This is a genomic window from Pseudonocardia xinjiangensis, assembly GCF_050948425.1.
GTDB classification, from domain to species: Bacteria; Actinomycetota; Actinomycetes; order Mycobacteriales; family Pseudonocardiaceae; genus Pseudonocardia; species Pseudonocardia xinjiangensis.
Window position 1 is genome coordinate 2,422,304 of record NZ_CP192009.1, and the last position, 26,355, is coordinate 2,448,658.

General features: G+C 73.1%; 28 protein-coding genes. 21 read left to right on the forward strand and 7 right to left on the reverse strand.

What is annotated here, in order from left to right:
• The first annotated feature begins 9 nt into the window (after positions 1-9).
• From ACQPZA_RS11500 to ACQPZA_RS11510, 3 genes are read left to right on the forward strand one after another with little or no spacing between them, the layout of a single operon-like run.
• On the forward strand, positions 10-456 hold the full coding sequence (locus tag ACQPZA_RS11500) for a ribulose bisphosphate carboxylase small subunit (RefSeq protein ID WP_169396959.1): 447 nt from the start codon (positions 10-12) through the stop codon (positions 454-456).
• 52 nt (positions 457-508) lie between these two features.
• Positions 509-1,549 (forward strand): CbbX protein, encoded by a 1,041-nt coding sequence (cbbX, locus tag ACQPZA_RS11505; protein WP_433280362.1) that lies wholly within the window; start codon positions 509-511, stop codon positions 1,547-1,549.
• Positions 1,546-2,433: a LysR substrate-binding domain-containing protein gene (locus ACQPZA_RS11510; RefSeq protein ID WP_433280364.1), complete on the forward strand. Its 888-nt coding sequence runs from the start codon at positions 1,546-1,548 to the stop codon at positions 2,431-2,433. The genes cbbX and ACQPZA_RS11510 overlap by 4 nt, the downstream gene beginning before the upstream one ends.
• Positions 2,434-2,447: 14 nt before the next feature.
• Here ACQPZA_RS11510 and ACQPZA_RS11515 read toward each other — a convergent pair whose 3' ends face one another.
• Together ACQPZA_RS11515 and ACQPZA_RS11520 are read right to left on the reverse strand one after the other, a co-directional pair.
• Complete coding sequence (locus ACQPZA_RS11515; protein ID WP_433280366.1) at positions 2,448-3,662, reverse strand: GAF domain-containing sensor histidine kinase; 1,215 nt, start codon at positions 3,660-3,662, stop codon at positions 2,448-2,450.
• Positions 3,659-4,315: a response regulator gene (locus tag ACQPZA_RS11520; protein ID WP_433280368.1), complete on the reverse strand. Its 657-nt coding sequence runs from the start codon at positions 4,313-4,315 to the stop codon at positions 3,659-3,661. The genes ACQPZA_RS11515 and ACQPZA_RS11520 overlap by 4 nt, the downstream gene beginning before the upstream one ends.
• Positions 4,316-4,429: 114 nt before the next feature.
• On the opposite strand from ACQPZA_RS11520, the gene ACQPZA_RS11525 reads away from it, so the two are divergent.
• The 3 genes from ACQPZA_RS11525 (at position 4,430) to ACQPZA_RS11535 (ending at position 7,536) form a co-directional block, all read left to right on the forward strand.
• A complete protein-coding gene (locus ACQPZA_RS11525; protein ID WP_169396955.1) occupies positions 4,430-5,356 on the forward strand; it encodes a phosphoribulokinase in 927 nt (308 codons plus the stop codon).
• Between the two features lie 26 nt (positions 5,357-5,382).
• Entirely contained in the window at positions 5,383-6,315 is a 933-nt protein-coding gene (locus ACQPZA_RS11530) for an MBL fold metallo-hydrolase (protein WP_433280370.1), read from the forward strand.
• 69 nt (positions 6,316-6,384) lie between these two features.
• Positions 6,385-7,536, forward strand: coding sequence for an acyl-CoA dehydrogenase family protein (locus ACQPZA_RS11535; RefSeq protein ID WP_169396953.1), 1,152 nt, complete (start codon positions 6,385-6,387; stop codon positions 7,534-7,536).
• A gap of 10 nt (positions 7,537-7,546) precedes the next feature.
• On the opposite strand, the gene ACQPZA_RS11540 is transcribed toward ACQPZA_RS11535, so the two are convergent.
• Entirely contained in the window at positions 7,547-8,221 is a 675-nt protein-coding gene (locus ACQPZA_RS11540; protein WP_169396952.1) for a GntR family transcriptional regulator, read from the reverse strand.
• A gap of 34 nt (positions 8,222-8,255) precedes the next feature.
• Positions 8,256-9,272, reverse strand: coding sequence for an asparaginase (locus ACQPZA_RS11545; protein ID WP_433280373.1), 1,017 nt, complete (start codon positions 9,270-9,272; stop codon positions 8,256-8,258).
• A gap of 84 nt (positions 9,273-9,356) precedes the next feature.
• Here ACQPZA_RS11545 and ACQPZA_RS11550 point away from each other — a divergent pair, with 84 nt between their 5' ends.
• From ACQPZA_RS11550 to ACQPZA_RS11605, 12 genes are all read left to right on the forward strand, one after another.
• Positions 9,357-10,646, forward strand: coding sequence for an MFS transporter (locus ACQPZA_RS11550; protein WP_169396950.1), 1,290 nt, complete (start codon positions 9,357-9,359; stop codon positions 10,644-10,646).
• Between the two features lie 36 nt (positions 10,647-10,682).
• Positions 10,683-11,828: an alpha/beta hydrolase gene (locus tag ACQPZA_RS11555; RefSeq protein ID WP_433280375.1), complete on the forward strand. Its 1,146-nt coding sequence runs from the start codon at positions 10,683-10,685 to the stop codon at positions 11,826-11,828.
• Positions 11,825-12,445 (forward strand): cysteine hydrolase family protein, encoded by a 621-nt coding sequence (locus tag ACQPZA_RS11560; protein ID WP_433280377.1) that lies wholly within the window; start codon positions 11,825-11,827, stop codon positions 12,443-12,445. The genes ACQPZA_RS11555 and ACQPZA_RS11560 overlap by 4 nt, the downstream gene beginning before the upstream one ends.
• Entirely contained in the window at positions 12,442-13,449 is a 1,008-nt protein-coding gene (locus tag ACQPZA_RS11565) for an amidohydrolase family protein (RefSeq protein ID WP_433280379.1), read from the forward strand. The genes ACQPZA_RS11560 and ACQPZA_RS11565 overlap by 4 nt, the downstream gene beginning before the upstream one ends.
• Entirely contained in the window at positions 13,446-14,957 is a 1,512-nt protein-coding gene (locus ACQPZA_RS11570) for an aldehyde dehydrogenase family protein (RefSeq protein ID WP_433280381.1), read from the forward strand. The genes ACQPZA_RS11565 and ACQPZA_RS11570 overlap by 4 nt, the downstream gene beginning before the upstream one ends.
• A 22-nt stretch (positions 14,958-14,979) precedes the next feature.
• Positions 14,980-16,335: a dihydroorotase gene (locus ACQPZA_RS11575; protein ID WP_433280383.1), complete on the forward strand. Its 1,356-nt coding sequence runs from the start codon at positions 14,980-14,982 to the stop codon at positions 16,333-16,335.
• A 58-nt stretch (positions 16,336-16,393) separates the two neighbouring features.
• On the forward strand, positions 16,394-16,945 hold the full coding sequence (gene idi / locus ACQPZA_RS11580; protein WP_433280385.1) for an isopentenyl-diphosphate Delta-isomerase: 552 nt from the start codon (positions 16,394-16,396) through the stop codon (positions 16,943-16,945).
• A gap of 64 nt (positions 16,946-17,009) precedes the next feature.
• Complete coding sequence (locus ACQPZA_RS11585; protein WP_169399682.1) at positions 17,010-17,960, forward strand: ribose-phosphate diphosphokinase; 951 nt, start codon at positions 17,010-17,012, stop codon at positions 17,958-17,960.
• Positions 17,961-17,966: 6 nt separating this feature from the next.
• Positions 17,967-19,031, forward strand: a complete 1,065-nt coding sequence (locus tag ACQPZA_RS11590; RefSeq protein ID WP_433280387.1) for a hypothetical protein — start codon at positions 17,967-17,969, stop codon at positions 19,029-19,031.
• 23 nt (positions 19,032-19,054) lie between these two features.
• Positions 19,055-19,576, forward strand: coding sequence for a SigE family RNA polymerase sigma factor (locus ACQPZA_RS11595; protein WP_169399684.1), 522 nt, complete (start codon positions 19,055-19,057; stop codon positions 19,574-19,576).
• On the forward strand, positions 19,573-20,160 hold the full coding sequence (locus ACQPZA_RS11600) for a hypothetical protein (protein ID WP_211175146.1): 588 nt from the start codon (positions 19,573-19,575) through the stop codon (positions 20,158-20,160). Before ACQPZA_RS11595 ends, ACQPZA_RS11600 begins: the two co-directional genes overlap by 4 nt.
• A gap of 285 nt (positions 20,161-20,445) precedes the next feature.
• Complete coding sequence (locus tag ACQPZA_RS11605) at positions 20,446-20,814, forward strand: VOC family protein (protein WP_433280390.1); 369 nt, start codon at positions 20,446-20,448, stop codon at positions 20,812-20,814.
• Between the two features lie 27 nt (positions 20,815-20,841).
• Here the strand turns inward: ACQPZA_RS11605 and ACQPZA_RS11610 are convergent, their stop codons facing one another.
• The 3 genes from ACQPZA_RS11610 to ACQPZA_RS11620 are packed head-to-tail and all read right to left on the reverse strand — an operon-like array spanning position 20,842 to position 23,515.
• On the reverse strand, positions 20,842-21,576 hold the full coding sequence (locus tag ACQPZA_RS11610; protein ID WP_433280392.1) for a maleylpyruvate isomerase family mycothiol-dependent enzyme: 735 nt from the start codon (positions 21,574-21,576) through the stop codon (positions 20,842-20,844).
• A complete protein-coding gene (locus ACQPZA_RS11615; protein WP_169399686.1) occupies positions 21,573-22,403 on the reverse strand; it encodes a fumarylacetoacetate hydrolase family protein in 831 nt (276 codons plus the stop codon). Before ACQPZA_RS11615 ends, ACQPZA_RS11610 begins: the two co-directional genes overlap by 4 nt.
• Positions 22,400-23,515 (reverse strand): cupin domain-containing protein, encoded by a 1,116-nt coding sequence (locus ACQPZA_RS11620; RefSeq protein WP_433280394.1) that lies wholly within the window; start codon positions 23,513-23,515, stop codon positions 22,400-22,402. The genes ACQPZA_RS11615 and ACQPZA_RS11620 overlap by 4 nt, the downstream gene beginning before the upstream one ends.
• A gap of 100 nt (positions 23,516-23,615) precedes the next feature.
• On the opposite strand from ACQPZA_RS11620, the gene ACQPZA_RS11625 reads away from it, so the two are divergent.
• The 3 genes from ACQPZA_RS11625 to ACQPZA_RS11635 all read left to right on the forward strand — a co-directional run bounded on the left by ACQPZA_RS11625 (position 23,616) and on the right by ACQPZA_RS11635 (position 26,286).
• Complete coding sequence (locus tag ACQPZA_RS11625; protein WP_433280396.1) at positions 23,616-24,407, forward strand: IclR family transcriptional regulator; 792 nt, start codon at positions 23,616-23,618, stop codon at positions 24,405-24,407.
• Between the two features lie 122 nt (positions 24,408-24,529).
• Positions 24,530-25,042 carry a pyridoxamine 5'-phosphate oxidase family protein gene (locus ACQPZA_RS11630; RefSeq protein ID WP_169399689.1) on the forward strand — a complete coding sequence of 171 codons (513 nt, stop codon included), beginning with the start codon at positions 24,530-24,532 and terminating at the stop codon, positions 25,040-25,042.
• Positions 25,039-26,286: a flavin-dependent oxidoreductase gene (locus tag ACQPZA_RS11635; protein WP_433280398.1), complete on the forward strand. Its 1,248-nt coding sequence runs from the start codon at positions 25,039-25,041 to the stop codon at positions 26,284-26,286. The genes ACQPZA_RS11630 and ACQPZA_RS11635 overlap by 4 nt, the downstream gene beginning before the upstream one ends.
• Positions 26,287-26,355 lie beyond the last annotated feature (69 nt).

A 26,355-nucleotide genomic window follows, 5' to 3' on the forward strand; every position in this document is an offset into this window, starting at 1 on the left:
GAGCCTCCCGTGCGCATCACCCAGGGGACCTTTTCCCACCTTCCCGACCTGACCGCCGCCGAGATCACAGCGCAGATCGGGTACTGCCTCGACAACGGCTGGCCGCTGTCGGTGGAGTTCACCGACGACCCGCACCCGCGCAACACCTACTGGGAGATGTGGGGGCTGCCGATGTTCGACCTGGCCGACCCGGCCGGAGTGATGCTCGAGGTGGACGCCTGCCGCACCGCCCACCCCGACTGCTACGTGAAACTCAACGCCTACGACGCCCGGCTCGGCAGGCAGACGACCGCGCTGTCGTTCATCGTGCAGCGCCCCGAGCCTGAGCCCGGTTTCCGGCTGGAGCGCCACGAGGGCGCGGACCGGCGGATCACCTACACCACCACGTCCTACGCGACGGACCGGCCGCAGGGCGAGCGGTACGGCCCGAGCCCCGTTGCAGGAAAGCCACGTTGATGCCACGAGGTTGCGTGAAAGTGGCTTTGCTGCAACCGGGTCGGGGGCTCGCGTGAGCGCCGGCGCCCGGCCGGGCTTCGCGATGCCGGGTGGTGCGGTGGCGCCCGAGCCGGAGGTCACGCCGGACGACGACGGGGCGCCACCCCTGCTGGCCCCCGACGCGGTGGTCGACCTCGCCGCCGAGCGCAGCGCCACCGGGGTGGACGACGTGCTCGCCGCGCTCGACGCCGAGCTGGTGGGGCTGGCGCCGGTCAAGGCGCGGATCGCCGAGATCGCCGCGCTGCTGCTCGTGGACCGCACCCGTGCGCGGTTCGGCATCACGACCGCCCCGCCGAACCTGCACATGTGCTTCACCGGCGGCCCGGGCACCGGCAAGACGACGGTGGCGCTGCGGATGGCGGGCCTGCTGCACCGGATGGGCTACCTGCGCCGCGGGCACCTGGTCACCGTCACGCGCGACGACCTGGTCGGGCAGTACGTGGGGCACACCGCGCCCAAGACGCGTGACGTCCTCAAGCGCGCGATGGGCGGCGTGCTGTTCATCGACGAGGCCTACTACCTGCACAAGGCGGAGAACGAGCGGGACTACGGGAGCGAGTCCATCGAGATCCTCCTGCAGGTGATGGAGAACCACCGCGACGACGTGGTGGTCATCCTCGCCGGCTACGCCGCCGAGATGGACGTGTTCTTCCGCAGCAACCCGGGCATGAGCTCGCGGATCGCCCACCACATCACCTTCCCCGCGTACACCGCCGACGAGCTGGAGCAGATCGCCGACCGGATGGCCGACCAGCTGGGGTACGTGTTCGCCGCCGATGCCCGGCCGGTGCTGCGCGACTACCTGGAACGGCGGATGGCCCGCCCCCGCTTCGCCAACGCGCGCAGCGTCCGCAACGCCGTGGAACGGGCCCGGCTGCGCCAGGCGCGCCGGCTGGTCGACGGGGCGGACCAGCGGGTCGACCGCGACGCACTCACCACGATCGAGGCGGCCGACCTGCTCGCGAGCCGGGTGTTCGACCCCCATCCGGGCAGTTCAGAGCCGGGTGAGCGGGGTACCGCCGGAGGTGGTGGGTCCGGGACCATGCTCGTGTGACCACCAACGCCCGCCTGCGGGCACTCGTCGAGCTGGCCGACGCCGGCTCGGTGCGTGGCGCTGCCCAGCGCCTGGTGGTCACCGAGTCGTCGGTCTCGGCCGCGGTCAGCGCACTGGCGGCGGACGTGGGGGTGCCGCTCGTGCGCCGCAACGGCCGCGGGGTGCTGCTCACCCCCGCCGGGGAGCGCTACGCCGGTTACGCCCGCCGCATCCTGGGCCTGCACGACGAGGCGATGGCCGCGGCGCGCGGCGAGGCCGACCCGGAGCGGGGGCTGCTCCGGCTGGCCGCTGTGACGATGGCGGGGGAGCACGTCGTCCCGGCGCTGCTCGCCTCGTTCCACAAGCGCCATCCGAACGTGACGCTGCAGCTGGAGGTCGACCACCGGGCGCGGGTGTGGCCGCTGCTCGCCCAGCACGAGGTCGACCTCGTGCTCGCCGGGCGTCCGCCCGACGACCTGGCGGACGGGATCCGCGCGGTCAGCGCCAACAGCCTGGTCGTGGTGGGGTCGCCGAGGTCGGCCGACGGCTTTTCCCCGGCCGACGCGACGTGGTTGATGCGCGAAGCCGGTTCGGGCACCCGCGCCACCTGCGAGGCGCTCCTCGCGGCGCTGGAGGCCGACCCCCCGACGCTTGTCCTCGGCTCGCCGGGTGCGGTGATCGCGGCGGCCGAGGCGGGGCTGGGCGTGACGCTCGCGTCCCGGCAGGCCGTGGCCCGGCAGCTCGAGGGCGGGGAGCTGGTGGAGCTGCCGATGCCGGGCACCCCACTGCACCGCCCGTGGCACGCCGTGAGCCACCGGCACGCCACGGCGTCCACCGACATGTTCGTGAAGCATCTGCTGACACACCCGGAGCTGGGCTGGACGGCGCCACCGGCGGCCCGCTGACCTGGGGAGAGTCCTTACGGCGTCGGGACCGTCACCGTGACCGTCGTGCCCGAGCCGCGGCGCGAGCTCACGGTCAGGGTGCCGCCCACGAGCTCGGCCCGCTCGGCCATGCTCCGCATCCCGTAGCCCGGGGCGTCCGGCTCCAGGTCGCGCGCCTCGAACCCGCCCGGCCCGGTGTCGAACCCGCAGCCGTCGTCGCCGACCTCCAACCGGGCCGTGCCGGCCCGCACGGCGAACCGCAGCTCCACGCGGGTGGCCCTGGCGTGCTTCTGCACGTTCTGCAGCGCCTCCTGGGCGATGCGGTACAGCGCGATCTCGACGTGTTCGGGCAGGCGGTCGTCGCCGAGGTCCAGCTCGCAGTCGAGATCGGGCACCGTCCGGCACAGGCTGGACAGGCCCCCGGCGAGCCCGAGGTCGTCGAGCACCGGTGGGCGCAGGCCGCCGACGGCGATCCGGGCCTCGTCCACCGTGATGTCGGCCAGCTCGCGGGCGCGGATCAGCTGCTGCTGCGCGTACGCCGGGTCGGAGCGCAGCGTGCCTGCCGCCGCGTCGAGGTGGTACCCGAGGCTGACCAGGCGCTGGGAGATGCCGTCGTGGATGTCGCCCGCGAGCCGGCGCCGCTCGGTCTCCTGCGCGGCGATCACCTGCTCGGTGAACTGCTCGTGGGCGCGTTCCCTCGCGGCGAGCCTGCGGTGCAGCCGCGCGGAGTGCAGGGCACCCGCCACCAGCCTGCCGATCGAGGTGAGCAGCCGGATGTCGCGGGCGGTGAACTCGCGGCGGGCCACCGTGTGCACGTTGAGCACCCCGACCAGGCCGGCCAGGTCGCTCGTCATCGGCACCGACGCCATCGAGGTGTAGTCGGCACCGCGCAGGGCCGGGATCGGCAGGTAGCGCGCGTCCGCGTGCTTGTCGTCGACGAGCACGGCGGGCTCCCCGTGCGCCGCGACCCAGCCCGCGATGCCGATCCCGATCGGCAACCGCACCCGGCCGACCTCGGCGTCGAACGGCGGGGTCGCACCGGCGAGGGTGAGCGAGCGGCCCGCGTCGTCGAGCACGTGCACGAAGCAGACGTCGGTGGCCGTGGCCTCCACGATCAACCGGGCGACGGCGGCGGCCAGCGGCTCGACCTCCGGGCCCGACGAGGTGGCCTCCACGATGGCCAGCAGCAGCGCGTTCTCCGCCTCGAGGTCGGCGAGACCGCCGAGCGCGGGCCGCCGTGCCGTGGTCACTGGAAGATGCCTTCGCGCAGAGCGGCGGCCACGGCACCGGCCCGGTCGTTCACCACGAGCTTGCGGTAGATGGAGCGCAGGTGGCTCTTCACCGTCTCGTCGCCGACCGTCAGGCGGGTGGCGATCGCCCGGTTCGACAGGCCGCTGACGATCAGCGAGAGCACCTCGCTCTCGCGGTGGGTGAGGCCGTGACGCGCTCCGGGCCAGAACTCCCCGCTGTGCAGCCGGGCCGCCGAGGCGACGGCACGGCCGGCCAGTCCGGGGTCGATGACGGTCTCGCCGGAGTGCACCAGTTCGAGGTGGCGCACCAGGTCCTCGCCGGTGATGCGCTTGATCAGGTAGCCCGCTGCCCCCGCCCGCAGCGCCTGGAACAGGTACTGCTCGTCGTCGTACACCGACAGCAGCACCACCCGCCGCCCGGCCTGCTCCTGGCAGAGCCGGCGGCACAGGTCGAGGCCGCTCGCCCCGTTCAGCCGGACGTCGGACAGCACGATGTCGGGGTCCAGGCCGTCGACCAGCGGGACCGCGTCGTCGGCGCCCTCGGCCTCGCCGACCACCCTGACCCGGCTGCGGAACGGCGCGAGCATCGCCTTCAGGCCGTGGCGGACCATCTCGTGGTCGTCCACGAGGACGATGCGAAGCGGCCCGGTCATCTACCGACGATAGGTCCATGGCCCCCGGCCGAACAGCCTTCGTACGTGCGGATCCCCCGCCCGACCCCCGTTGCGGGGGACTCCGTGACGTTCGGACCGGCCTACGGTCGGTCCATGGCGGACAAGGCGTTCCGGATCGTGCGTGCCGGCCCTGGCTCACGCCCGGTGATGCTCGCGATCGCGGGGGACAGTGCGGCCGGCAAGACCACCCTCACCCGCGGGCTGGTGCAGGCACTCGGCCCCGACAACTGCGTCTCGATCTGCGTGGACGACTACCACCGGTACGACCGGGCCGAGCGGCGCGACCTGCCCTTCACCGCGCTGCATCCCGACTGCAACCACCTCGACATCATGGAGCAGCACCTGCAGCTGCTGGCCAGTGGCCAGCCCATCCTCAAGCCGGTGTACGACCACTCCACAGGGAAGCTGGCCCGGCCCGAACGCGTCGAGCCCAACCGGTACATCATCGTGGAGGGCCTGCTCCCGCTGCACAGCAAGCTCTCGCGCGCCTGCTTCGACGTCACGGTGTTCCTCGACCCGCCGGAGGAGATCCGCCGCGGCTGGAAGCTGGCCCGGGACACCTCGGCGCGGGGCTACTCCCGCGAGCAGGTGCTCGCCGAGCTCGACCGGCGGACCTCCGAGTCGGAGGCCCACATCCGCCCGCAGCGCAGCCACGCCGACATCGTCGTCCGGTTCGCGCCGATCGCCGTGCGCGACGATCCGCCGGGCACCCCGCTCTCCGCCGAGCTCGTGCTCCGGCCCACGATCCGCCATCCCGACCTCGGTGGCGTGCTGGCCAACCACCGGACGATGCACGTGAAGCTGTGCCGCGACACCGACGGCAGGCCGGTCGACACGCTGCACGTGCACGGCTACGTCCCCACCGAGGAGAGCCGCAGCCTCGAGAAGGCGATGTGGGCGCTGCTCGACCAGCCCGGTGACGTGCCGGACGGGCTGGGCGTGCTCGGCGCCGAGCAGCGCAGCGAACCGCTGGCGATCACCCAGCTGCTGCTGCTCTTTCACATGCTGGACGCCGCCTAGATCTACCGCATGGCCAGAATGACGTCATGACATCCCGATCACTGCCGTCACCCGAGCTCGTCGAGGTGGCGCCCGGCGCCTTCGCCTACGTCCAGCCGGACGGCAGCTGGATGGTGAACAACACCGGCGTCGTGACCGGCGGGGACGGCGGGTACCTCCTGGTCGACACCACCTCGACGGAGGCGCGCAACCGCGCGCTGCTGGCCGCGGTGGAGACGGTCAGCGACCGGGAGCCGCGCGCGCTGGTGAACACCCACCACCACGGCGACCACACCTTCGGCAACTGGCTGATGCCGGCAGGCACCCCGATCATCGGGCACGTCACCTGCCGGGAGGACGCGCTCGCCGCCGGTCTGCTCGCCGCGCAGGTCCTGGCCGGCCCGGACTACGGGCACATCGAGGTCCGCCCGCCCGACCTGACCTTCACCGACAGCATGACGCTGCACCTCGCCGACCGCGAGGTGCAGCTCATCCACGTCGGACCGGCCCACACCCGCAGCGACGTGCTGGTCTGGCTGCCCGAGCAGCGCACGCTGTTCGCGGGGGACCTCGCCTTCGCCGGCGGCCAGCCGTTCCTGGCGGAGGGCAGCGTCGCGGGCTACCCGGCGGCGCTCGAGGTGATCCGCGACCTCCGGCCCGAGGTGCTCGTGCCGGGCCACGGCCCGGTCCGGCGGGGCGACCAGGTCGGTGAGCTGCTCGACGACATGGCGGAGTACGTCGCGTTCGTCGACGCCGTGGCGCGCGACGGGCACGCCGCGGGCCGCAGCCCGCTGGAAGTGGCCACGGCCGCCCGGGACAACCGGTTCGCCGCCTGGCAGGAGAGTGAGCGGCTGGTCGGCAACCTGCACCGGGCCTACTCCGAGCTCGACGGCAACCCGCTCGGCGCCCCGCTCTCCCTGGCGGTGGTGTGGCCGGACATGGTGGCGTTCAACGGCGGCCCGATCGGCTGCTTCGCCTGACGGAGCGGCGTCGAGCGATCGGCCGTGGTTGTCTGGTCGGGAGGGTCCGCGAGCGGGGGAGGTCGTCCCATGCACACACTCGACGCCGAGGAGTCGGCGATCGTCGACACGGTCCGCGACTTCGTCGACCGTGACGTCCGGCCGGTGGCGCGGGAGCTGGAGCACAGCAACACCTACCCCGAGAAGCTGATCGACCAGATGAAGCAGCTGGGGATCTTCGGGCTGGCGATCCCCGAGCCCTACGGGGACGTGCGTGTGTCGACGCCGTGCTACGCGATGGTCACCGAGGAGCTGTCGCGGGGCTGGATGAGCCTGGCCGGTGCGATGGGCGGCCACACCGTGGTGGCGAAGCTGCTGCTCGACCACGGCACGGAGGAGCAGAAACAGCGCTACCTGCCGCGGATGGCCACCGGTGAGCTGCGCGCCACGATGGCGCTCACCGAGCCCGGCGGCGGCTCGGACCTGCAGGCCATGCGCACGGTCGCCCGCCGCGACGGCGACTCCTACGTGATCAACGGCGGCAAGACCTGGATCACCAACGCCCGCCGCGCCGGCGTGGTCGCGCTGCTGTGCAAGACCGACCCGCAGGCGCAGCCCGCGCACAGCGGGATCAGCGTGCTGCTGGTGGAGAAGGTCCCGGGGTTCACCGTGTCCGCGGACCTGCCGAAGCTGGGGTACAAGGGCGTCGAGAGCTGCGAGCTGTCCTTCGACGACTGCCGGGTGCCGGCCGGCGCGCTGCTCGGCGGGGTGGAGGGCCGCGGCTTCGCGCAGATGATGCGCGGGCTGGAGATCGGCCGGATCCAGGTCGCCGCCCGGGCCACCGGCGTCGCGCGCGCCGCGTTCGACGACGCGCTGCGCTACGCCCAGGAGCGGGAGAGCTTCGGCAAGCCCATCTGGCAGCACCAGTCGGTGGGCAACCTGCTCGCCGACATGGGCACGAGGATCACCGCCGCCCGCCAGCTGCTGCTGCACGCTGCGCAGCGCTACGACTCGGCCGAGCGGGCCGACCTCGAGGCGGGGATGGCGAAGCTCTTCTGCTCGGAGACCGCGATGCAGGTGGCCATCGACGCGATCCGGGTGCACGGCGGCTACGGCTACTCCACCGAGTTCGACGTGGAGCGCTACTTCCGTGACGCCCCGCTGATGATCGTGGGCGAGGGCACCAACGAGATCCAGCGCAACGTGATCGTGCGCCAGCTGGTGTCCCGCGGCGGGCTGTGAGCCCGCCCCGTCAGCGGATGCCGCCGCGCTCGTGTGCCTCTTCGATCGCGGCGAGGGTGGAGCGCAGGTGCGCCACGGTGAGCCCGACCGCCCCGTCGGCGTCGCGGGCGCGGTAGAGCCGGACCAGCTCGTCGTGCTCGTGGTTGGCCTGGGGCACCTGCTCCGGCCGGGCCTCGAGCGACAGGCTGACGTAGGCCGACGCGCTGTCGCGCAGGCTCGCCAGCATCCCGGCCAGCCTGCTGCCCTCACCGATCTCGCTGAACACGGCGTGGAAGTCGCGGTTCAGCTCCACCCAGGTCGACAGGTTCGTCTCGGTCTGCATGCGCAGCGCGAGCGCTTCGGCGCGGTCGAGCTGCTCGTCGGTGATGTGGTCGACGACGCGGCGGACCATCAGCGGTTCGAGCGTGATCCGCAGCTCGTAGATCTCGCGGACCTCCTCCATGTCGAGGGGCCGCACGATCGCACCACGGTGCGGGTCGAAGACCACCAGGCCCTCGCTGGCCATGTCGCGCAGGGCCTCGCGGACCGGTGTGGTGCTCACTCCCAGCTGGCTGGCCAGCTCGGCCTGCACCAGCCGCGTACCCCCGGCGAGGGTGCCGCCCAGGATCGCCGAGCGCAGTGTGGCCAGCACGTACTCGTGGGCCGTCCTGGACCGGCCGACCGGCCTCAGGTTACTGAGGGTCAACGATGCCTCCACCCTGTGCGGTTGTCCGGGGATTCTAGAACTGATCCGGACCTCCGGGATGTCCGCCTCGCGCGGCCACCACCTCACGGATCCGGCTCAGGGGACATCCGGTCGCCAGGAGTGACCACAGCAGGATGCGCGCCTTGCGCCCGTCGAGCCAGCCGGCCGGCATCACCCCGCGCGCGAGCAGGTCCTCCTCGGAGCCGGCGAACCCGTAGGTGTGGGAGAGCACCGAGCCCTTCCCGGTACGGCTGGCGAGCAGCACCGGGCCGTTCTCGACCGCCTCGGACACGACGTCGGCCACAGCGGCGGGCACGTGGCCCGCACCGAAGGCGGAGAGCACGACGCCGTCGTATCCCGCCTCGCACACCATGCGCAGCAGGGTGCCGTCGTCGCCGAGACTGCTCTCGAGCAGCGCCACCCGCGGGACGTGGGCGCCGGCCGGGCGGGGGAGGGGCGCCCAGCGCCGGGGCCGGTTCGCGTAGGTGACGTTCCCCTCAATGATGCGGCCGAGCGGCCCGAACGGCGCCGAGGTGAAGGCGTCCATGGCGGTGCTGTCGGCCTTGCGGATGCGGGCCGCCGCGTGAACCTCGTCGTTGATGGTGACCAGGACGCCGAGGCCACGGGACGACGGTGCGGTCGCCACCGCCGAGGCCGCGAGAATGTTGGCCGGACCGTCGGCGCCTGCCTGGCGGGGCGAGCGCATGGCCCCGGTGAGCACGAGCGGCTGTTCCCGGTCCCAGTGCAGGTCCAGCAGGTAGGAGGTCTCTTCCAGGGTGTCCGTGCCCTGGACGAGAACGGCTCCCGCGGCCCCGGCGTCGACGGCGGAGCGGGCCCAGTCCAGTGCCGTGAACAGGTCGCCGAAGGTCAGCGACGCGCCCGGCGCGGAGGCCAGGGTGCGCGTCTGCAGCTCGGTCGAGCCCGCGAGCGCAGGCACCGCCGCCAGCAGGTCGGCGACGGTGAGGGAGGGCGTGACTCCCGCGCCGTCGGCACCGCTGGTCATCGTGATGGTGCCCCCCAGCGAGCCCACTGCCAGACACGGCTTGGTCATCCCACGTTCTCCTCACCTTGACGCCCTGCAGTCTGCACTTTATATGATGCAAAATCGAAGGTTGTCGTGAAGAAGGGCGTTGCCGTGGCTCGTACCGAAGTGGAAGGCGCCGTCGGCCGGTCGGCCGGCGTGGCCCGCCTGACCACGGCCGTCGCGATCACCAGTCTCGTCGTGCTGGCGGGGTCCTACGTCGTCAATGCGATGGATCGGCAGGTCTTCCCGGTCCTGCTGACGCCGATCCGTGCCGAGTACGGCTTCTCGCTCGGCCAGGGCGGCCTGCTGGCGACGATCTTCACGCTGGGGATCGGTGTCTCCGGCGTTCCCGCCGGCTACCTGCTCGACCGGCTCTCCCGCAAGACGGTGATCATCGTCGGGATCCTGATCTACTCGGGATTCACCCTGCTCACGGCGGTTGCGGCCGGCTTCTGGGACATGCTCGCCTACCGGGCGCTGTCCGGGGTGGGGGAGGCGCTGCAGAACGCCGCGCTGTTCGCGGCGGTCGGGGCCTACTTCTTCGCCAACCGCTCGCTGGCGCTGGGCAGCCTGAACTTCGCCTACGGCCTTGGCGGGTTCCTCGGCCCGCTCATCGGCGCGAAGCTGGCCGGCACCGACCAGTGGCGCGTGCCGTTCGTCGTCTACGGCCTGATCGGGCTGGGGTTCTGCGTCCTCATCGCGGTGGTCATCCGCAAGGCCTTCACCGAGCGGAAGGAGGTGGCCGGGGACCTCGACCGGCGACCGGACGTCGACCACGTGCCGGTGCGGCTCTACAACCGCAACATCGTGGCGCTGGGCGCCGCCGGCGTCGTGGTGGGGATCTCGATGTACGGCTACATCGGGCTCTACCCCACGTTCCTGGTCACCCAGCTGCACTGGACCAGCGGGCAGGCCGCGCTCGCCGCGAGCATGTTCGGGCTCGGCGCACTGCTGGGGATCCCGGCGGGCTGGCTCGGGGACCGCTTCAACCAGCGCACCGTCATGATCGTGTCCCTGGTGGCGGGCGCCGTGGTCGGGTACCTGCTGTTCAACGGCCCGACCGGCGCCACCGCCCAGTACGTGCTCTCGTTCGCCGAAGGCGCGATCGCCAGCGGGTTCCTGTTCGTCAACATCTACTCGGCGATGCAGCGCGCGGTCCGTCCGCACCTGATCGGCCGGGCGTCGGGCGTCTACGTGAGCGCGTTCTACATCCCGGCCGCGTTCGCCGGCTACGTCTTCTCCGCGCTGGTCGCCGCAGCGGGCTGGGGTGGCGCCGCGGTCTGGCAGCTCACCGTGCTGCCGCTGCTCGGGGTGGTCGCCCTGCTCTTCGTCGACGTCGGCAAGTTCGCGAACGCCCGCGTCCCGACCCGCTCCCTGCACTCCTCGGAAGGGGTGGCGTGACCATGGACCAGCGACAGCTCGGCCCACGCCGGTGGCGTGAGCAGCGCTGGATCACCGACTCCGTGCTGCGCACCGACGGGCTGGAGTGGGACCAGCCCCGCGTGGCCTACACCCTGCGTCCGATGGGCGTGGACGCCATGCCGGACTTCCGGGTGGCGCAGTCGCGCATCCACAAGTTCGCCGACTGTACCGGCGCGCGAGCACTGGTTCCACGCCGCGCTGCTCTACGTCACCGCGGAATGGCCGATCTGGCAGGACTGCCCGCAGCTCGTGGCGCTCGACGACCGCAAGAACGCCTGCTACCAGGCCTACGCCGAGCTGGCCGACCACCACGTCGAGCGGGTGGACATCCCGTTCGAGGGCGGCGCCGTCCCGGCCTGGTTCCACCTGCCCCGCGGCTACACGAGCGGGACGCTCCCCACGGTCATCTCCTGCGGCGGCATGGACGCCCCGAAGGAGCTCAACGTCAACCTGTACGGCGACAAGTTCCTCGAACGCGGGTTCGCGGTGCTGGCGTTCGACGGGCCGGGACAGGGCGAGGCCCCGGTGCGCGGTGTGAAGTTCACCCCCACCGCCTGGATCGAGGCCGGCGAGAAGATCGTCGACTGGTGCCGCTCGCGTCCCGAGGTCGACTCCGAGCGCATCGTCGGCTTCGGGCTCTCCTTCGGCTCGTACTGGATGTCGCAGATCGCGGCCACCCAGCCGGCGCTGCGGGGCTCGGCGGTCGGCCTCGTCTGCCACGAGCCCGGTTGCCACATGATCTTCGAGATGGCCTCGCCCTCGTTCAAGGCCCGCTACATGTGGATGTCCGGCCTCGAACACGACGAGGCCGCGTTCGACGCGATGGCCGAGCAGATCGACCTGCGGCCCCTGATCGGGCAGATGTCGGCGCCGTGGCTGGTGGTGGCGGGTGACGAGGACGAGCTCTCGCCCATGGAGCACAGCTACGACCTGGCGCGGCGCTGCCCCAGCCCCGCCCCGATGCTCGTCTACCAGCAGGGCAGGCACGCGCTGTCCCTGCCGACGCCGTCGGTGGCACTGGGCCCCAACTGGCTGACCTACGCCGCCGACTGGCTGCTCGAACGCACCGAGGGCAAGCCCGCCGAGGACGTCGTCGACTACGTGCTGCCCTCCGGACAGATCGAACGCCGCTCCCACCCGAAGGAGGCCGCTGCGGCATGACCCTCCCCCTACTGACCGGCCGGCGCCCCGCCGTCGTGACCATCGACCTGCACCGCGGCCATCTCGACCCCGCGGTGGCCACGATGCCGCTGCCCGCCGATGCGGCCGCCCGCGTCACGAAGGCCAACGCCGAGTTCCTCCACGAGGTCCGGCGCCGCGAGGTGCCGGTGGTGCACGTCGTCACCTCCTACCGGTCCGTCGCGGAGATCGCCTCCAACCCCTGGTGGGCCGCGGTCGCCGACACCGATGCCAGCCGCGCAGGCGTGCTGCGCCACCAGCTGCCCGGTAGCCCCGGTCTCGAGCTGATGCCCGAGGTCTACGACGAGGACTACGACCTCGTGGTGACGGGTAAGAAGCGCTACGACTGCTTCGCGGCCACCGACCTGGACCACGTGCTGCGTTCCCGGTCGCTCGACACTCTGCTGCTGACGGGCGTGAACACCAACAGCTGTGTCCTGGCCACCACCGTCGCGGCGAACACCCGCGACTACGCACCGGTGGTGGTGGAGGACTGCGTCGACACGATGGACCGGCAGGCGCACGAGGCGGCGCTGACCGTCATCCGGCAGGCATTCGGCTGGGTCGCCCCGGCCGGGGAAGTTCTGGAGGCACTGTGAGATCCGTCGACACCCACGCCCACGTCATCCCCCCGGCACTGGTGGACGCGATGTACGCCGGAACGGCCCCGGACGGCATCGCGATCGCGGAGCGCGACGGCGCGCCCTGGGTGGTGCACCCGCAGGGCTACCGCTACCCGCTGCTCCCCGAGTTCCACGACGTGCAGGTGCGGCTCAAGGCGATGGACGCCGCCGCCATCGACGCCGCCGTCCTGTCCGTGGCGCCGACGATGTTCCTCTACTGGATCGAGGCCGCCCAGGCCGTCGAGGCCGCGCGGGTCGTCAACGACGCCATCGCGGGGATGGTCGCCCAGGCGCCCGACCGGTTCACCGGGCTGGCGGCCCTGCCGATGCAGGATCCCCGTGCTGCGGTGGCGGAGCTGCGCCGGTGCGTCACGGAGTACGGGTTCCGCGGCGCCCATGTGGGCCCGCACATCGAGGGGCTCCCGCTCGACCACGACAGCCTGCGGCCCGTGCTGGCCACGGCGGAGGAGCTGTCCGTCCCGCTGCTCGTGCACCCGTACTACGTGGGCGCGACGGGTGACTGGCTCACCGACTTCTACCTGACGAACCTGCAGGGCAACCCCTGGCAGACCGCGGTCTGCGCGTCCCGGCTGATCTTCTCGGGCACCCTCGACGCCCTGCCCGGCCTCGACGTCGTGCTGGTCCACGGCGGCGGACACCTGCCCTACCAGGTGGGCCGGCTCGACCACGGGCACCGGGTGCGGCCGGAGGCGAAGGGCTGCGAGCTCCCGCCGAGTGAGTACCTGCGCCGGTTCCACTTCGACACCCTCACCCACAGCACGGCCGCCGTGCGCTTCCTCATCGAGCAGGTCGGCTCGGACCGCGTGGTGCTGGGCACCGACATGCCGTTCGACATGGGCGCGGGCGGTGTCGACGAGCAGCTGGCGGGACTGGAGCTGAGCGACGCGGAGATCGAGTCGATCGCGCACGTCAACGCCGAACGGCTCTTCGGCAGGCCGCAGGGAGACGACGGGAAGTGACGGACAGCATCCTGGCGGAGCCCCTCCTGCTGCACATCGACGGGAAGCAGACCGCTGCCGCCGACGGCGCGACGTTCCCCCTGCGCAACCCGGCCACGGGGGAGCACCTGTGCGAGGTCGCGCACGCCGGCGCCGCCGATGTGGACGCCGCCGTCGCCGCGGCCAGGGCCGCGTTCGAGGACCGGCGCTGGTGCGGGATGCGGCCACGGGACCGGGCCCGCATCCTCAACCGCGCGGCCGCGCTGCTCGCCGAACGCATCGACTCCTACGCCCGGCTGGAGACCCTGCAGATCGGGCGCCCGATCCGGGAGATGCGCGCCCAGCTGCGCCGCCTGCCGGAGTGGCTCGAGTACTTCGGTGCGGTGGCGCAGTCGGCCGAGGGGACCGCGCCCGACTTCGGGAGCGGCTACCTCAACGTGGTGCGGCGCGTCCCGCTCGGTGTGGCCGGCCTGATCACGCCGTGGAACCACCCGCTGCTGATCACGATGAAGAAGCTGTCGGCGGCTCTGGCGGCCGGCAACTCCATCGTGGTGAAGCCGAGCGAGCTCGGCCCCGCGGTGCCGACGGCGCTCGTCGGGCTGCTGGAGGAGGCGGGAGTGCCGGCGGGCGTGGTCAACACGGTCACCGGCCTCGGCGCCACCACCGGCCGGTTCCTGTCCGAGCACCCGGGCCTCGACAAGCTCGACATCACCGGCGGCACCGAGACCGGGCGGGTGGTGGCGGCCAACGCGGGCCGCGCGCTCATCCCGGTCACCGCGGAGCTCGGTGGCAAGGCGCCCGTCATCGTCTTCGACGACGTGGACGTCGACGAGGCGGTCGCGGGCGCGCTCTTCGCGGCGTTCATCGCGACCGGGCAGACCTGCGTGCAGGGAGCCCGGGTACTGGTCGCGGAGAGCAGGTACGACGCCGTGGTGGAGCGCCTCGTCGAGCGCACGACGCGGCTGCGGCTGGGCGACCCGCTCGACCCCGAGACGCAGATCGGCCCGCTCGTCTCCGGGCCGCAGCGGGAGAAGGTGGCAGCTGCCGTCGACCGCGCGCGGGAGCAGGGCGCCTCGGTGCTGTGCGGCGGCCGCGTACCGGACGACCCGCGGTTCGCCGACGGCTGGTTCTACGAGCCGACGGTCGTCGCCGACGTCACCCCGGCCCACGACCTCTGGTACGACGAGGTCTTCGGCCCGGTCACCCTCGTCCGCCCGTTCCGGGACGAGGCCGACGCGATCGCTCAGGCCGACGACTGCCCGTTCGGGCTCGCCGCGTCCGTCTGGACCCGCGACGTCGGACGTGCCGTGCGCGTGGCCGACCAGCTCGACATCGGCATCGTGTGGATCAACGACCACCACCGCATCGACCCCGCGTCGCCGTGGGGCGGGTCGAAGGACAGCGGTATCGGCTCGGAGAACGGCTGGGACTCCTACCGCGGCTACACCCGCACCCAGAGCGTGATCATCAATTCGGCGACCGGCTCGCCCGACTGGTTCGCCAGCAGCGCGGACCTGCGCTACTCGTAGCCCACGACCAAGGACGGACCAGATGCCCGACATGGACCTCGTCGTCGCAGGCGCAACGGTGGTCACCGCACAGGGACGTCGCCGTGCGAACGTGGCCGTGCAGGACGGCCGGATCAGCTATGTCGGACCGGACCAGCCGTCGGCCCGCGAGACCGTGGACGCCGGCGGGTTGCTGGTGCTTCCCGGTGGCGTCGACACGCACGTGCACCTCATGGACCCGGGGAGCACCGACCGGGAGGACTTCCCGACCGGCACGAGCGCCGCGGCCGCCTCCGGCGTGACCACGATCATCGAGCACAGCCACGGTCAGCCGGTGGTGAGTGTGGACGATCTGCTCGCCAAGCGTGAGTACCTGCGCGAGCGGTCCAACGTGGACTACGGGCTCGCGGCGCACGCGTGGCCCGGGCGGGCATCGGCCGTGGCGGATCTCGCGGCTGCCGGCGTCGCCTTCTTCAAGGTGTTCACGTGCACCACCCACGGCGTGCCCGGCCACGACGCCGCGGCGCTCAAGGAGCACCTCACGCAGACGGCGCTCGTCGACGCCGTGAGCCTCATGCACTGTGAGGACGAGTCGCTCACCGGTGCCGCCGAGAAACTCCTGCGGGAGGCCGGCCGCGACGACGGCGGGCTGCTGCCCGAGTGGCGCAACCGGGATGCCGAGGTGGTCGCGGCCGCTGTCGCTGCCCTGCTCGTGCGGCGCACCGGGGCCACGGCCACCATCGCGCACGTCAGCCACCCCGAGGTGGCCGAGTACGTGGCGCAGGAGCGCGCCCGCGGCGGGCGGCTGGCGGCCGAGGCCTGCCCGCAGTACTTCCTGCTCCGCGAGGAGGAGGTGCTCGAGCAGGGCGCGCTGCGCAAGTTCACCCCGCCCGCCCGGGCCCGTACCGACGACGACGAGACGCAGATGTGGCAGCTGCTGCGGCGCGGCACGCTCACCCACATGTCGACCGACCACGCGCCCTCCACCCTGGAGCAGAAGCGGGCAGGCGACATCTGGAACGTCCACTTCGGGCTCCCCGGCCTGGACAGCACGATGTCGCTGCTGCTGGACGCGGTGGCACGCGGGCATCTGTCCTACGAGGACGTCGTCAGGGTGTACGCGGAGAACCCGGCCCGCACCTACGGGCTGTGGCCGCGCAAGGGCCGGATCGCGCCGGGCGCGGACGCGGATCTCGTGCTGGTCGACCCCTCGGGCGAGCGCACGCTGCGCAACCAGGACGTACTGTCCAAGGCTGGCTGGACTCCCTTCGACGGGCGCCGGGTGCGCGGCCTCGCCGTGCGGACCTACCTGCGCGGGAACCTGATCGCCGAGGAGGGCAAGCCGGTGGGCGCCCGCGGCGGCCGGTTCGTGCCCGGCCGCGGTGCCACCGCCCGCTAGTGGGTGAAGCTCCGAGCGTGAGACCGGACGATCAGCCAGACTGGCGAAGGTGAATGCCGTGACTTCCGCACCGCCTGAGCAGGTAGTTCTCCTCGACGAGGACGGACGCCCGATCGGAGTGGCCGACAAGGCCACCGTCCACAGCGCCAGCACCCCGTTGCACCTCGCCTTCTCCTGCTACGGCTTCGACGCGTCGGGCCGGCTGCTCGTCACGCGGCGGGCCCGGGACAAGCGCACGTTCCCCGGCGTCCGCACCAACACCTGCTGCGGCCACCCGGCCCCGGGCGAGGCGCCCGAGGACGCCGTGCGGCGCCGGCTGGCCGACGAGCTCGGGATGGGTGCCGAAGACCTCCGGCTGGTCCTGCCCGACTTCGCCTACCGGGCCTCGTCCGGCGGGGTCGAGGAGAACGAGCTGTGCCCGGTGTTCGTGTGCACGCTGGTGGGGGAGCCGCGCCCGCAGCCCGCTGAGGTGGACTCCTGGGAGTGGTGCAGCTGGGAGTCGTTCGTCTCCGACGCGCGCGCCGCCGACTCCGACGTGTCCCCGTGGGCCCGGATGCAGGCGCCACTGCTCGACGGGTGCCGCGACACCTGGATGCCCCAGCCGGCCTGACCCGCTCCTGTGCAAAGCTTTGGTCCCAACCGTCCCTGAGCCCGATGGTCGCCGGGGGGCAGCGATGCACGAGATCACCATCTTCAGCGGTTCGGCCCACCGGGAGCTCGCCGCGGCGATCTGCCACCACCTCGACGTGCCGCTCGCCCCGTCGCGGGTCACGCGGTTCGCCAACGACTGCCTCGAAGTACAGCTGCTCGCCAACTGCCGCGAGCGTGATGTGTTCGTCGTGCAGCCCCTCGTGCCGCCCGTGCAGGAGAACCTCGTCGAGCTGCTGCTGATGCTCGACGCCGCGCGCGGGGCGTCGGCGGCCCGGATCACCGTGGTCATGCCGCACTACGCCTACGCCCGCTCGGACAAGAAGAACGCCCCGCGGATCTCGATCGCCGGGCGGCTGGTGGCCGACCTGCTGCAGACCGCAGGCGCCGACCGGGTCCTGACGATGACGCTGCACTCGCCGCAGGTCCACGGGTTCTTCGGGGTGCCGGTCGACCACCTGCACGCCCTGCACGAGCTCGCGGGTCACTTCCGGGGCAGCGATCTGGGCAACTCCGTCGTCGTCTCCCCGGACCTGGGCAACGCGAAGGAGGCGTCGCGGTTCGCCCGGCTGCTGGGCCTGCCGGTGGCGGCCGCCGCGAAGGAACGGCTGGCCGACGACAAGGTGGTGATCAGCTCGATCATCGGCGACGTCGCAGGGAAGGACGTCGTGGTGCTCGACGACGAGATCGCCCGCGGCAGCACCATCCTGGAGCTGCTCGACCGGCTCGCCGAGCACCACGTGGCATCGGTGCGCGTGGCCTGCACCCACGGCCTGTTCACCGACGGCGCGCTGGCGCGCATCGGGGAGCGCGAGGACGTCGCGGAGATCGTCTGCACGAACACCGTGCCGGTGCCGGGAGCGGAGCGGGCCGCCAAGCTGACGGTGCTCTCGATCGCGCCTGCGCTGGCCGAGGCGGTGCGGCGGATCCACAACGGCGAGTCGGTCAGCGTGCTGTTCGAGGAGCACTACAACTAGCGCGCCGTGCTGGTCGCCGACGCGCTCGCGGCCGGGCGGAGCTGGGTGCTCGCTCACGGTCCCACGGCTCCCGGCTTCCGTGGTGCGTTCTTCAGCGGCTCGGTCGCCTCCCGGCCCGCGACGGCCGAGCACCCGCCGTGGTCCGACGTGGACGTGATGGTCGTGCTGGCGGTTGAGCCGGTGCCACCGAAGCCCGGGAAGATCCGCCATCGGGGTGCCCTGCTCGACGTCACCTACCTGCCCTGGAGCCTCGTGGCCGACGTCGGCACGGTCGCCACTTCCTACCACCTCGCGCACTGCTTCGCGCGCGACCAGGTGATCCTCGATCCGACCGGGCACCTGCGGCTGCTGCACGCGACGATCGCGCCGTCCTTCGCCGATCCCGCCGCGGTGCGGCTGCGGTGCGAGAACGTCATCACGACGCTCGAGTCCCGGCTCGCCGCGCTCGACCCGTCGCGAACCTGGCACGAGCAGGTGGCGGCGTGGATGTTCCCCGCCAGCCTGCCGGCGCACGTCGTGCTGGTGGCCGCGTGCCGCAACCCGACGGTCCGCCTGCGCTACCTGGCCGCGCGGGAGGTGCTGGGCGCCTGCGACCTGGACGCGCTGTACGAGAGGCTGCTGGCGGTCCTCGGCTGCGCCGCGTGCCGTCCCGAGACCGTGCGGCGCCACCTCGACCGGCTGGCCACTGTGTTCGACGAGGCCGTGGCCGTCGCCCGCACCCCGTTCTTCTTCACCGGCGACATCACCGCCGCCGCGCGGCCGATCGCCATCGACGGGAGCAGGTGCCTCGTGGACGGCGGCGACCACCGGGAGGCCGTCTTCTGGATCATCGCGACGTTCGCCCGCTGCCTGCAGATCCTCACCGCCGACGCCCCGGTGAGCGTGCAGCGCAGCGGCGCGGCCGCGTTCCGGGCGGCCGTCGAGGACCTGCTGGGCCTGCGCGGACCCGATGATCTGCGGGCCCGCGCGGACGCCGTGCTCGCTGTGGCGCCCGAACTGCGCCGGGCAGCGGCGACGATCAGTACCTCAGGGAGGGAACCGGACAGCCGACCCAGGTACTCCTCCCCGTAGACGACGTTCGCGAGGAGGACAGAGTGGGACGCGACGACGAGGGGTTCCGGTCCTTCGCCGCCGCGCGTTACGGGCCGCTCGTGCGGGCCGCCGTGCTGCTGGGCTGCAGCCGCCCCGACGCCGAGGACGCCGCGCAGGACGCGTTGAGCCGCTGCTTCGCGGCGTGGTCGCGGGTGCGTGCCGCCGACGACCCGGAGGCCTACGCCTACCGCGTGCTGGTCAACGGCGTCGCCAGGGGCAGGCGCCGGCGCTGGCGGGGCGAGGTGCCGCACGCCGAGCTTCCCGAGCCGGCCCGCCGGCCCGATCCCGAGCCCGACATCCTGCTGCGCACCGCCGTCGGCGCGGCACTGGGTCGGCTGAGCCGCGAGCACCGGCAGGTCGTGGTGCTGCGCTTCTTCGCCGATCTCGGGGAACGCCGCACCGCGGACGTCCTCGGTGTCCCGCCCGGCACCGTGAAGAGCCGTACCGCCAGGGCGATCGCGCTGCTCGCCGCCGACCCCGCCCTCGCCGACCTCCTGCCCACCGCCGAGAAGGAGCCGGGATGACCGAGGACGACATCGCCACGCTGCTCCGGCGCGCCGCGTCCGGGCTCGACGTGCAGGACGCGCCCGTGGACGAGATCGTGCAGGCCGGTCGCCGCCGGGCCCGTGCCCGGCTCGCGGCGCAGGTGACCGGCACCGTTGCCGCCGTTGCGGCGGTCGCCGTGCTCGTACCGGTCGGGTTCGGCGCGCGGCGTGCGGAACCGGCGGCCCCGCCGGCGTGTGTCGCGACCGTGGCACCCGCGGTGCTGCCCGAGTGGGCCCGCACCGGCTTCAGCGAACCCGAGCCGGCGGCGCCGTTCGTGCTCGGCGACAGCGGCCGGATCCTCGCAGTCCTGTTCGGTGCCCCGTACAGCGCCCCGCCCGCGCCCGACCGGGCCAACAAGATCCTCTGGGTGGCCCGGGACCCGGCGCCGCCGGGCCCGTTGCGGATCCTCGCCCACCGCGGCGCCGAGCCTCCGGTGGTGCGGGAGGTGCCCGGTGGGCCCGGACCGTCCACACTCGACCTGCCCGCGCCCGGCTGTTGGACCCTCGACCTGCAGTGGGCCGACCGCACCGACACCCTCCGGCTGGACTACCGGCCCGGCTGACCCTCCTGGGCGCTGTGGCCCAGCGCGAGACGCGTGGTGCCGGCGCGTCGGCCAGGAGGGTTCGCAGCTCGCGGAGGACGGTGCGGACCCGGGCGGGCCAGTGGAGCGGCCGAGATCGACGTGAGCGGGGCCGCGACCGCGCCGAACCCCTCCTGTGTCGACTTCGCCCGCTCGGACGGTCGTTGCCGCCAGGGCACCCGGCACCGGGCCGTCAGTGCGACCACCAGTTCGGCACGGGAAGCATCGTGACCGCCACCGAGACCCGAAGTGCGCCAGGATCCGGCCATGCGTAGCAACGTGATTGCCGTGGCTGTCGACTGCCTCGATGCCGAGCGGTGCGCCGAGTTCTGGTGCGCGGCACTCGGCGCCGAGGTGCGCGGCCGGTGGCGGGACGCCCACGAGGTGGAGTACGTCGAGGTCGGCACGGGTGACGGGCGGCCGATCCTGCTCTTCCAGCCCGTCGCCGAGGCCAAGGCCGGGAAGAACCGGCTGCACCTCGACCTCGCCCCCGTGACCGGGTCGCAGGAGGACGAGGTCGAGCGGCTGGTGCGGCTGGGCGCCACGCGCATCGCGGACGAGGCCGAGCACCCGTGGGTGGTGCTCGCCGACCCCGAGGGCAACGAGTTCTGCGTGCTGCACCCACGCTCCGGCTGAGCCCCGGGCTCGCTCGCACTGCGCCCCTCAGAGCCAGGGGGGCAGCGTGGGCAACCCCGAGGAAGACCGGAGTTCCGTGCCGCCGGGCCGGCCGGTGAGCCATGCGAGCAGCGCCGCTGCCTCCCCGCTGACACGCACGGGGCCGGACGCCTCGCCCACTCGCCACGCGCGGTCGCGGTCGATGGCGACCAGCTCCAGCTGTGGGGCACCGTCCCGGCTGCCGAACGCGCCCGTGACGTCGTCGAGCAGTGCCTCCACCACTTCCCCGGGCAGCTCGGCGACCCGGGCGCCGGTGTCGAGGTCGACCGCATGCAGCCAGACCTCCCGCACCCGCATCCACAGCACCTCGGTGGCCGGGATCCGGCGCCCCAGCGCGCTGCGGACCTCGGCCTGCCAGGCCTCGTCCGGGAGCCCGGCGATCGCCGCGTCCAGCTGCGTGGCGGTGCGGGCGACGTCCGCGCGCAGCTCGGCGTCCGGTGCCCCGGCACCCGTCTCGATCTCCGCCGCGCGCTGGGCGCGGTCGGCGTACATCGGGGTCTCGACGCCGGTGGCGGCCCAGGCCAGCAGCCGGCGCAGGGCGTCGGCGTTGCGGGCGACGTGCGCCGTGACGTGCGCCCGGCTCCAGCCCGGCAGGCCCGACGGAGCGCGGAACCCGCCGTCCGGTACCCGTTCCAGCGCCGTCGCGAAGAACGCCGTGCCCGTGCCCAGCCAGCGACCGGTGGTCCGCACGTCGTGCCGGATCGGTCGGTCGAGGGTGCTCACGCCGTCGCGCCCTCGATGCGGCAGGTGTTGCGGCACTCGCCGACCCCCTCGACCCGGGTGACGACCTCGGAGCCTGCCCCGAGGTAGCGCGGTGGCTTGCGGGCGTGGCCGACGCCACCGGGAGTGCCGGTGGCGATCAGATCACCGGGTGCCAGCGTGATGATCGACGACACGTAGGCGACCAGCGCGGCGGCGTCGAACACGAGGTCACCGGTGTCGGCCTTCTGCACCAGCTCGCCGTCGACGGTGCAGCTGAGCTCGCCGGGTGCCGAGCCGTCCTCGGTGGTGACCAGCCACGGCCCGACCGGCGTGCTCGCCTCGAAGGTCTTGCCCTGCAGCCATTGCAGCGTGCGGTACTGGAAGTCCCGTGCGGTGATGTCGTTGACCACGGTGTACCCGGCGACGGCCGCCGCGGCCTGCTCCCGGGTGGCGTGGCGCACCTCGGCCCCGACCACGACGCCGAGCTCGGCCTCCCAGTCGACCTGCTCCGACCCGGCCGGCAGCGTGATCGGGTCGTACGCGCCGATCAGCGACCGCGCGTACTTGGCGAACAGGGTGGGGACGTCGGGGAGCTCGCGGCCCATCTCCAGGATGTGCGCGCGGTAGTTCAGCCCGACGCACACGATCTTCTCGGGGAACGGCACGACGGGCGCGTAGTCCAGCGTGGCCAGGTCGTGGCGGGCGCCGTCGGCAGCGGCCGCCTCGGCGCGCCAGTCCGGCCGGCGCAGGAGGGCGCCCAGGTCCGGATGGCCGAGGTCGACGGCGTCCTCGTCCTCGACGCGGACGGCGCGGGTGCCCTCAGGGGTGCGGATGGTGGCGAGTCTCATGCGTGCTCCTGCTCGTCTGCCTGCGTGTTGTGGACGGCGGTGCGGGCGAGGCCGAGCGCCTCGAAGACCGGGTCGTCGCCGAACCGGAACGCGTCGAGGCCCTCGTTGGTCGTGATCGTCACCGGGGCCCAGGACGGCACCGCGAACAGGTCGCCCGTCGCGACCTCGTACCGTTGCGTGCCGACCGTCACCACCCCGGAGCCGGAGAACACCTGCCACACCGCCGAACCGGCCACGCGCCTGGTGGCCGACCGGGCACCCGCAGCGAGCCGATGCATCTCGCAGCGGATCGTCGAGAGGGCGTCGCCGCCGGTGGCGGGGTTGCTGAACCGGACGGCGGCGTGCCCGGGGGAGACCACACCGGGGTGCCCCTCCCGCTCCAGCTCGAGCTGGGCCGCGAGCGCGGCGTCGGTGTGCTCCCAGCGGTAGGCCATGAGCGGTGACGCCGGCGCGGGCGGCGCCCCGATCGGCCGCAGCCCGGGGTGACCCCACAGCCGTTCGTTGCGCGACGCCGCAGGTGTGGCGCGGGTGCCGAGCTCGTCCGGGCCGAACTCGAAGAACCCGGCGTCGAGCTGGCGGACCAGCGGGATGTCCAGGCCGTCGACCCAGGCCATCGGGTGGTCGGTGGTGTTGTGGTGTTCGTGGAAGTGCATGCCCGGCGTGAGCAGCAGGTCGCCGCGGCGCATCGCGACCGGGTCGCCCGCCACGTTCGTCCACACGCCCTCACCCTCGACGACGAAGCGGAACGCCGTCTGCGCGTGCCGGTGCGCGGGTGCCTCCTCGCGCGGGCCGAGGTACTGGATCGCCGCCCACAGCGTGGGCGTGGCGTACGCGGTGCCCGGGAGCCCGGGGTTGGCCAGCGCGATCGCCCGCCGCTCGCCACCGCGCCCCACCGGGACCAGCTCGCCGCTGCGGGCGGCCAGCGGGTAGAGGGTGGACCAGCGCCAGAGCATCGGGACGGCGGCGGGTTGCGGGGTCTCCGGCATGAGCCCGGCCCGCTGGGTCCACAGCGGCGCCATGTCGGCCGCGGCGAAGTCGGCGTAGAGCTGCTCGAGCGCCGCCGCCTCCTCGACGGTGGGTTCGGCGACGGCGTGCGCGTCGGTGCTCGTCATCGACGTGCTCCTTCCAGATCGGCGTTGTGTCCGACGCTAGGAAGTGCGCCGTGCACCGTCGCGCCCGGCGCACGAGTTTCGACCATGCAGAATCTCGTGCGTGCCATCCGGACCGAGCTCCGCCGACCGCGTGCTGGAGCTGCTCGCGCTCCTGCACGCCCGCGGCCGGCTCCGGGTGCGCGACGCGGCACTGGCGCTCGACATCGCCCCGTCCACCGCGCACCGGTTGCTCACCACGCTGGTGCGGCACGGCTTCGCCCGCCGGGACGTGCGGCACGAGTACTTCCCCGGCACGTCGGCCACCCCGGCAGGCGGCGAACCGGTGGACCTGGCGGTCGTCGCGCGCCCGCACCTGGAGGCGCTCGCCGCCGAGGTCGGCGAGACCGTGCACCTGATGGTGCTGGAAGGGGCGAGCGCGCGGTTCGTCGCGGTGGTGGAGGGCGGCCCTGCCCGGCGCGTCGCCCCTCGGGTCGGGCTCCTGATGCCCGCCCATCTGACGTCCGGCGGGAAGGCGCTGCTCGCCGAGCTCACCGCCGAGGAGCTTCGGGAGCTGTATCCGCGCGGTCTGCCGCTCACGCCGGACGCGGCCGGTCCGGCAGCGGGCGTGCTGCGCCGCGAGCTCGCCGCCATCCGCAGGCGGGGCTACGCCCGCAACGTCGAGGAGACCGAGCGCGGGGTCAGCGCGGTGGGCGCCTGCGTGCGCGAGGGGCGCCATCGTGCTGTCGCCGCGATTGTGATCGCCGCACCCAGCTCACGGGCACGGGGCCGTTCCCTCGACCGGCTCAGCGGACCCCTCCTGGTCACGGCGGCGGCCGTCACCGCGCAGCTCGCGACCCGTGGGCGCCGTCATGCCGCCGGATCCGGGACGAAGGGGTTCCGCAGCACGGAATAGGACGATCTCTCCTTCCTTTCCGAGGAACCAGCTCGTAGCGTTTTGCTCACGTTCGGCGGGTTGCCGACGTCGCTGACCCGCGTGCGGGAGGGGGAGCAGATGGACCACCACCGGACCGGCCGATGAGCACCCGGCTCGAACCGACGGTGCCGCCGGCACTGCGTGAGGCGCTGGACCGGGACGACGACGTGGGCTTCACGGTGGAGCTGCTGACCGTCACCGAGGAGGCGTTCCCCCACCAGGCGCTGCTGAGCGTCGGCGAGATCGTCGTGCTGGACGACGAGCACGTCCGCCTGGCCACGTGGCCGGCGAGCACCACCACCCGCAACATGGCGAGGACCGGACGGTGCGCGCTCACCGCCGTGGTCGACGGCGTGGCCTACACGGTGCTGCTCGCCCTCGTGCCGCACGGCGAGCTCACGTCCTCGACGTCGCCGCTGACCGTGGTCGACGGGCGCGTCGTGGAGTCCCGGGCCGACACCGCGCCGTACGCGGTGCTCGAGTCCGGCATCCGTTTCCGCCTCACCGACCCGGACGCCGTCCTGGACCGCTGGGCCACCACGCGGCGCCTCCTGCGCGAGCTCGGCCCGTCCGCCTGGTCCACCCGAACGACAGGAACCCGATCCCCGTCATGACCCCCACGCACCGCGGTCGCCCCGAGATCGTCATCGTCGGCGCCGGCGTCGCCGGACTCGTCCTGGCCCTGGAACTGCACGACGCCGGCATCCCGTGCCGCGTCTACGAGGCGGTGCCCGAGATCCGGGCGCTCGGGGTGGGGATCAACGTCCTCCCGCACGCCGCGGCCGTCCTCGGGCAGCTCGGGCTCGAGGCCGACCTCACGGCGTCCGCCGTGCTGACGCAGGAGTCGGTGTTCTTCACCCGGTTCGGCCAGCTCGCCCACCGCGAGCCCGCGGGCCGCCTCGCCGGCTACCCCGACCCGCAGTACTCGATCCACCGGGGCGACCTGCAGGCCGTGCTCCTGTCGGCCGTGCGCGACCGGCTCGGGGCCGACGCCGTCGTCACGGGCCACACCTGCACGGGGGTCCGGGACGCCGACGGCGCCGCCGTCGCCGAGTTCCGGACCGCGGACGGTGCCGTCGTCCGCGTCCGGGGTGACGCGGTGATCGCCTGTGACGGGGTCAACTCGGCGATCCGCAAGCAGCTGCACCCCGAGGAGGGCCCGCCGCGCTACTCGGGGGTGACCATGTGGCGCGGGGTCGCCGTGTGGGAGCCGTTCCTGTCCGGCGGCAGCATGGTGCGCATCGGCTGGCTCGACCGGGGCAAGCTCGTGGTCTACCCGATCCGGGACGACGTCGACGGCCACGGGCGGCAGCTCGTCAACTGGGTGGCCGAGCGCCAGACCCCGCAGCGCAGCGAGCGCGACTGGATCCGCCGGGGCGAGCTCGCGGACTTCGCCGACGCGTACTCCGACTGGCACTTCGACTGGCTGGACGTCCCCGCGCTGCTGGAGGCGTCCGAGAGCGTGCTGGAGTACCCGATGGTCGACCAGGAGCCGCTGTCCTGGTGGACTGCCGGGCGCGTCACCCTGCTCGGCGACGCGGCACACCCCATGGTGCCGCGCGGTTCGAACGGTGCGGGGCAGGCCGTGCTCGATGCGAGGGCGCTGCGGCGGGCCCTCGTCGCGGAGCCGGACGTGCCCGCCGCGTTGCAGGACTACGAGAGCGAGCGCAGGCCGGCCACGGCGCTGGTGGTGCGCACCAACCGCACCAACCCGCCGGACGCGATCCTCCGCGAGGTGAGCAGGCGCAGCGGGGACCGGCCCTTCGCGCGCATCGAGGACGTGATCAGCGCCGAGGAGATCGCCGCCATCTCCGACGGCTACAAGAACGTGGCGGGCTACGCGCTGCCCACCTCCTGAGCGCCGGCGAACGAGCGCTGACCGCTCGCTGACATCCGACGGGACCGATCTCGGCCGGCCCGTTGACCC

Bases quoted from the DNA above. Each gene is read 5' to 3' on its own strand.
- ACQPZA_RS11575 (WP_433280383.1), top strand. From the start codon at position 14,980: ATGCCCGACATGGACCTCGTCGTCGCAGGCGCAACGGTGGTCACCGCA.
- ACQPZA_RS11520 (WP_433280368.1), bottom strand. From the start codon at position 4,315: ATGACCGGGCCGCTTCGCATCGTCCTCGTGGACGACCACGAGATGGTC.
- ACQPZA_RS11530 (WP_433280370.1), top strand. From the start codon at position 5,383: ATGACATCCCGATCACTGCCGTCACCCGAGCTCGTCGAGGTGGCGCCC.
- ACQPZA_RS11620 (WP_433280394.1), bottom strand. From the start codon at position 23,515: ATGACGAGCACCGACGCGCACGCCGTCGCCGAACCCACCGTCGAGGAG.
- ACQPZA_RS11560 (WP_433280377.1), top strand. From the start codon at position 11,825: ATGACCCTCCCCCTACTGACCGGCCGGCGCCCCGCCGTCGTGACCATC.
- ACQPZA_RS11600 (WP_211175146.1), top strand. From the start codon at position 19,573: ATGACCGAGGACGACATCGCCACGCTGCTCCGGCGCGCCGCGTCCGGG.
- ACQPZA_RS11535 (WP_169396953.1), top strand. From the start codon at position 6,385: ATGCACACACTCGACGCCGAGGAGTCGGCGATCGTCGACACGGTCCGC.
- ACQPZA_RS11525 (WP_169396955.1), top strand. From the start codon at position 4,430: ATGGCGGACAAGGCGTTCCGGATCGTGCGTGCCGGCCCTGGCTCACGC.
- ACQPZA_RS11605 (WP_433280390.1), top strand. From the start codon at position 20,446: ATGCGTAGCAACGTGATTGCCGTGGCTGTCGACTGCCTCGATGCCGAG.
- ACQPZA_RS11635 (WP_433280398.1), top strand. From the start codon at position 25,039: ATGACCCCCACGCACCGCGGTCGCCCCGAGATCGTCATCGTCGGCGCC.
- ACQPZA_RS11630 (WP_169399689.1), top strand. From the start codon at position 24,530: ATGAGCACCCGGCTCGAACCGACGGTGCCGCCGGCACTGCGTGAGGCG.
- ACQPZA_RS11545 (WP_433280373.1), bottom strand. From the start codon at position 9,272: ATGACCAAGCCGTGTCTGGCAGTGGGCTCGCTGGGGGGCACCATCACG.
- ACQPZA_RS11585 (WP_169399682.1), top strand. From the start codon at position 17,010: ATGCACGAGATCACCATCTTCAGCGGTTCGGCCCACCGGGAGCTCGCC.
- ACQPZA_RS11615 (WP_169399686.1), bottom strand. From the start codon at position 22,403: ATGAGACTCGCCACCATCCGCACCCCTGAGGGCACCCGCGCCGTCCGC.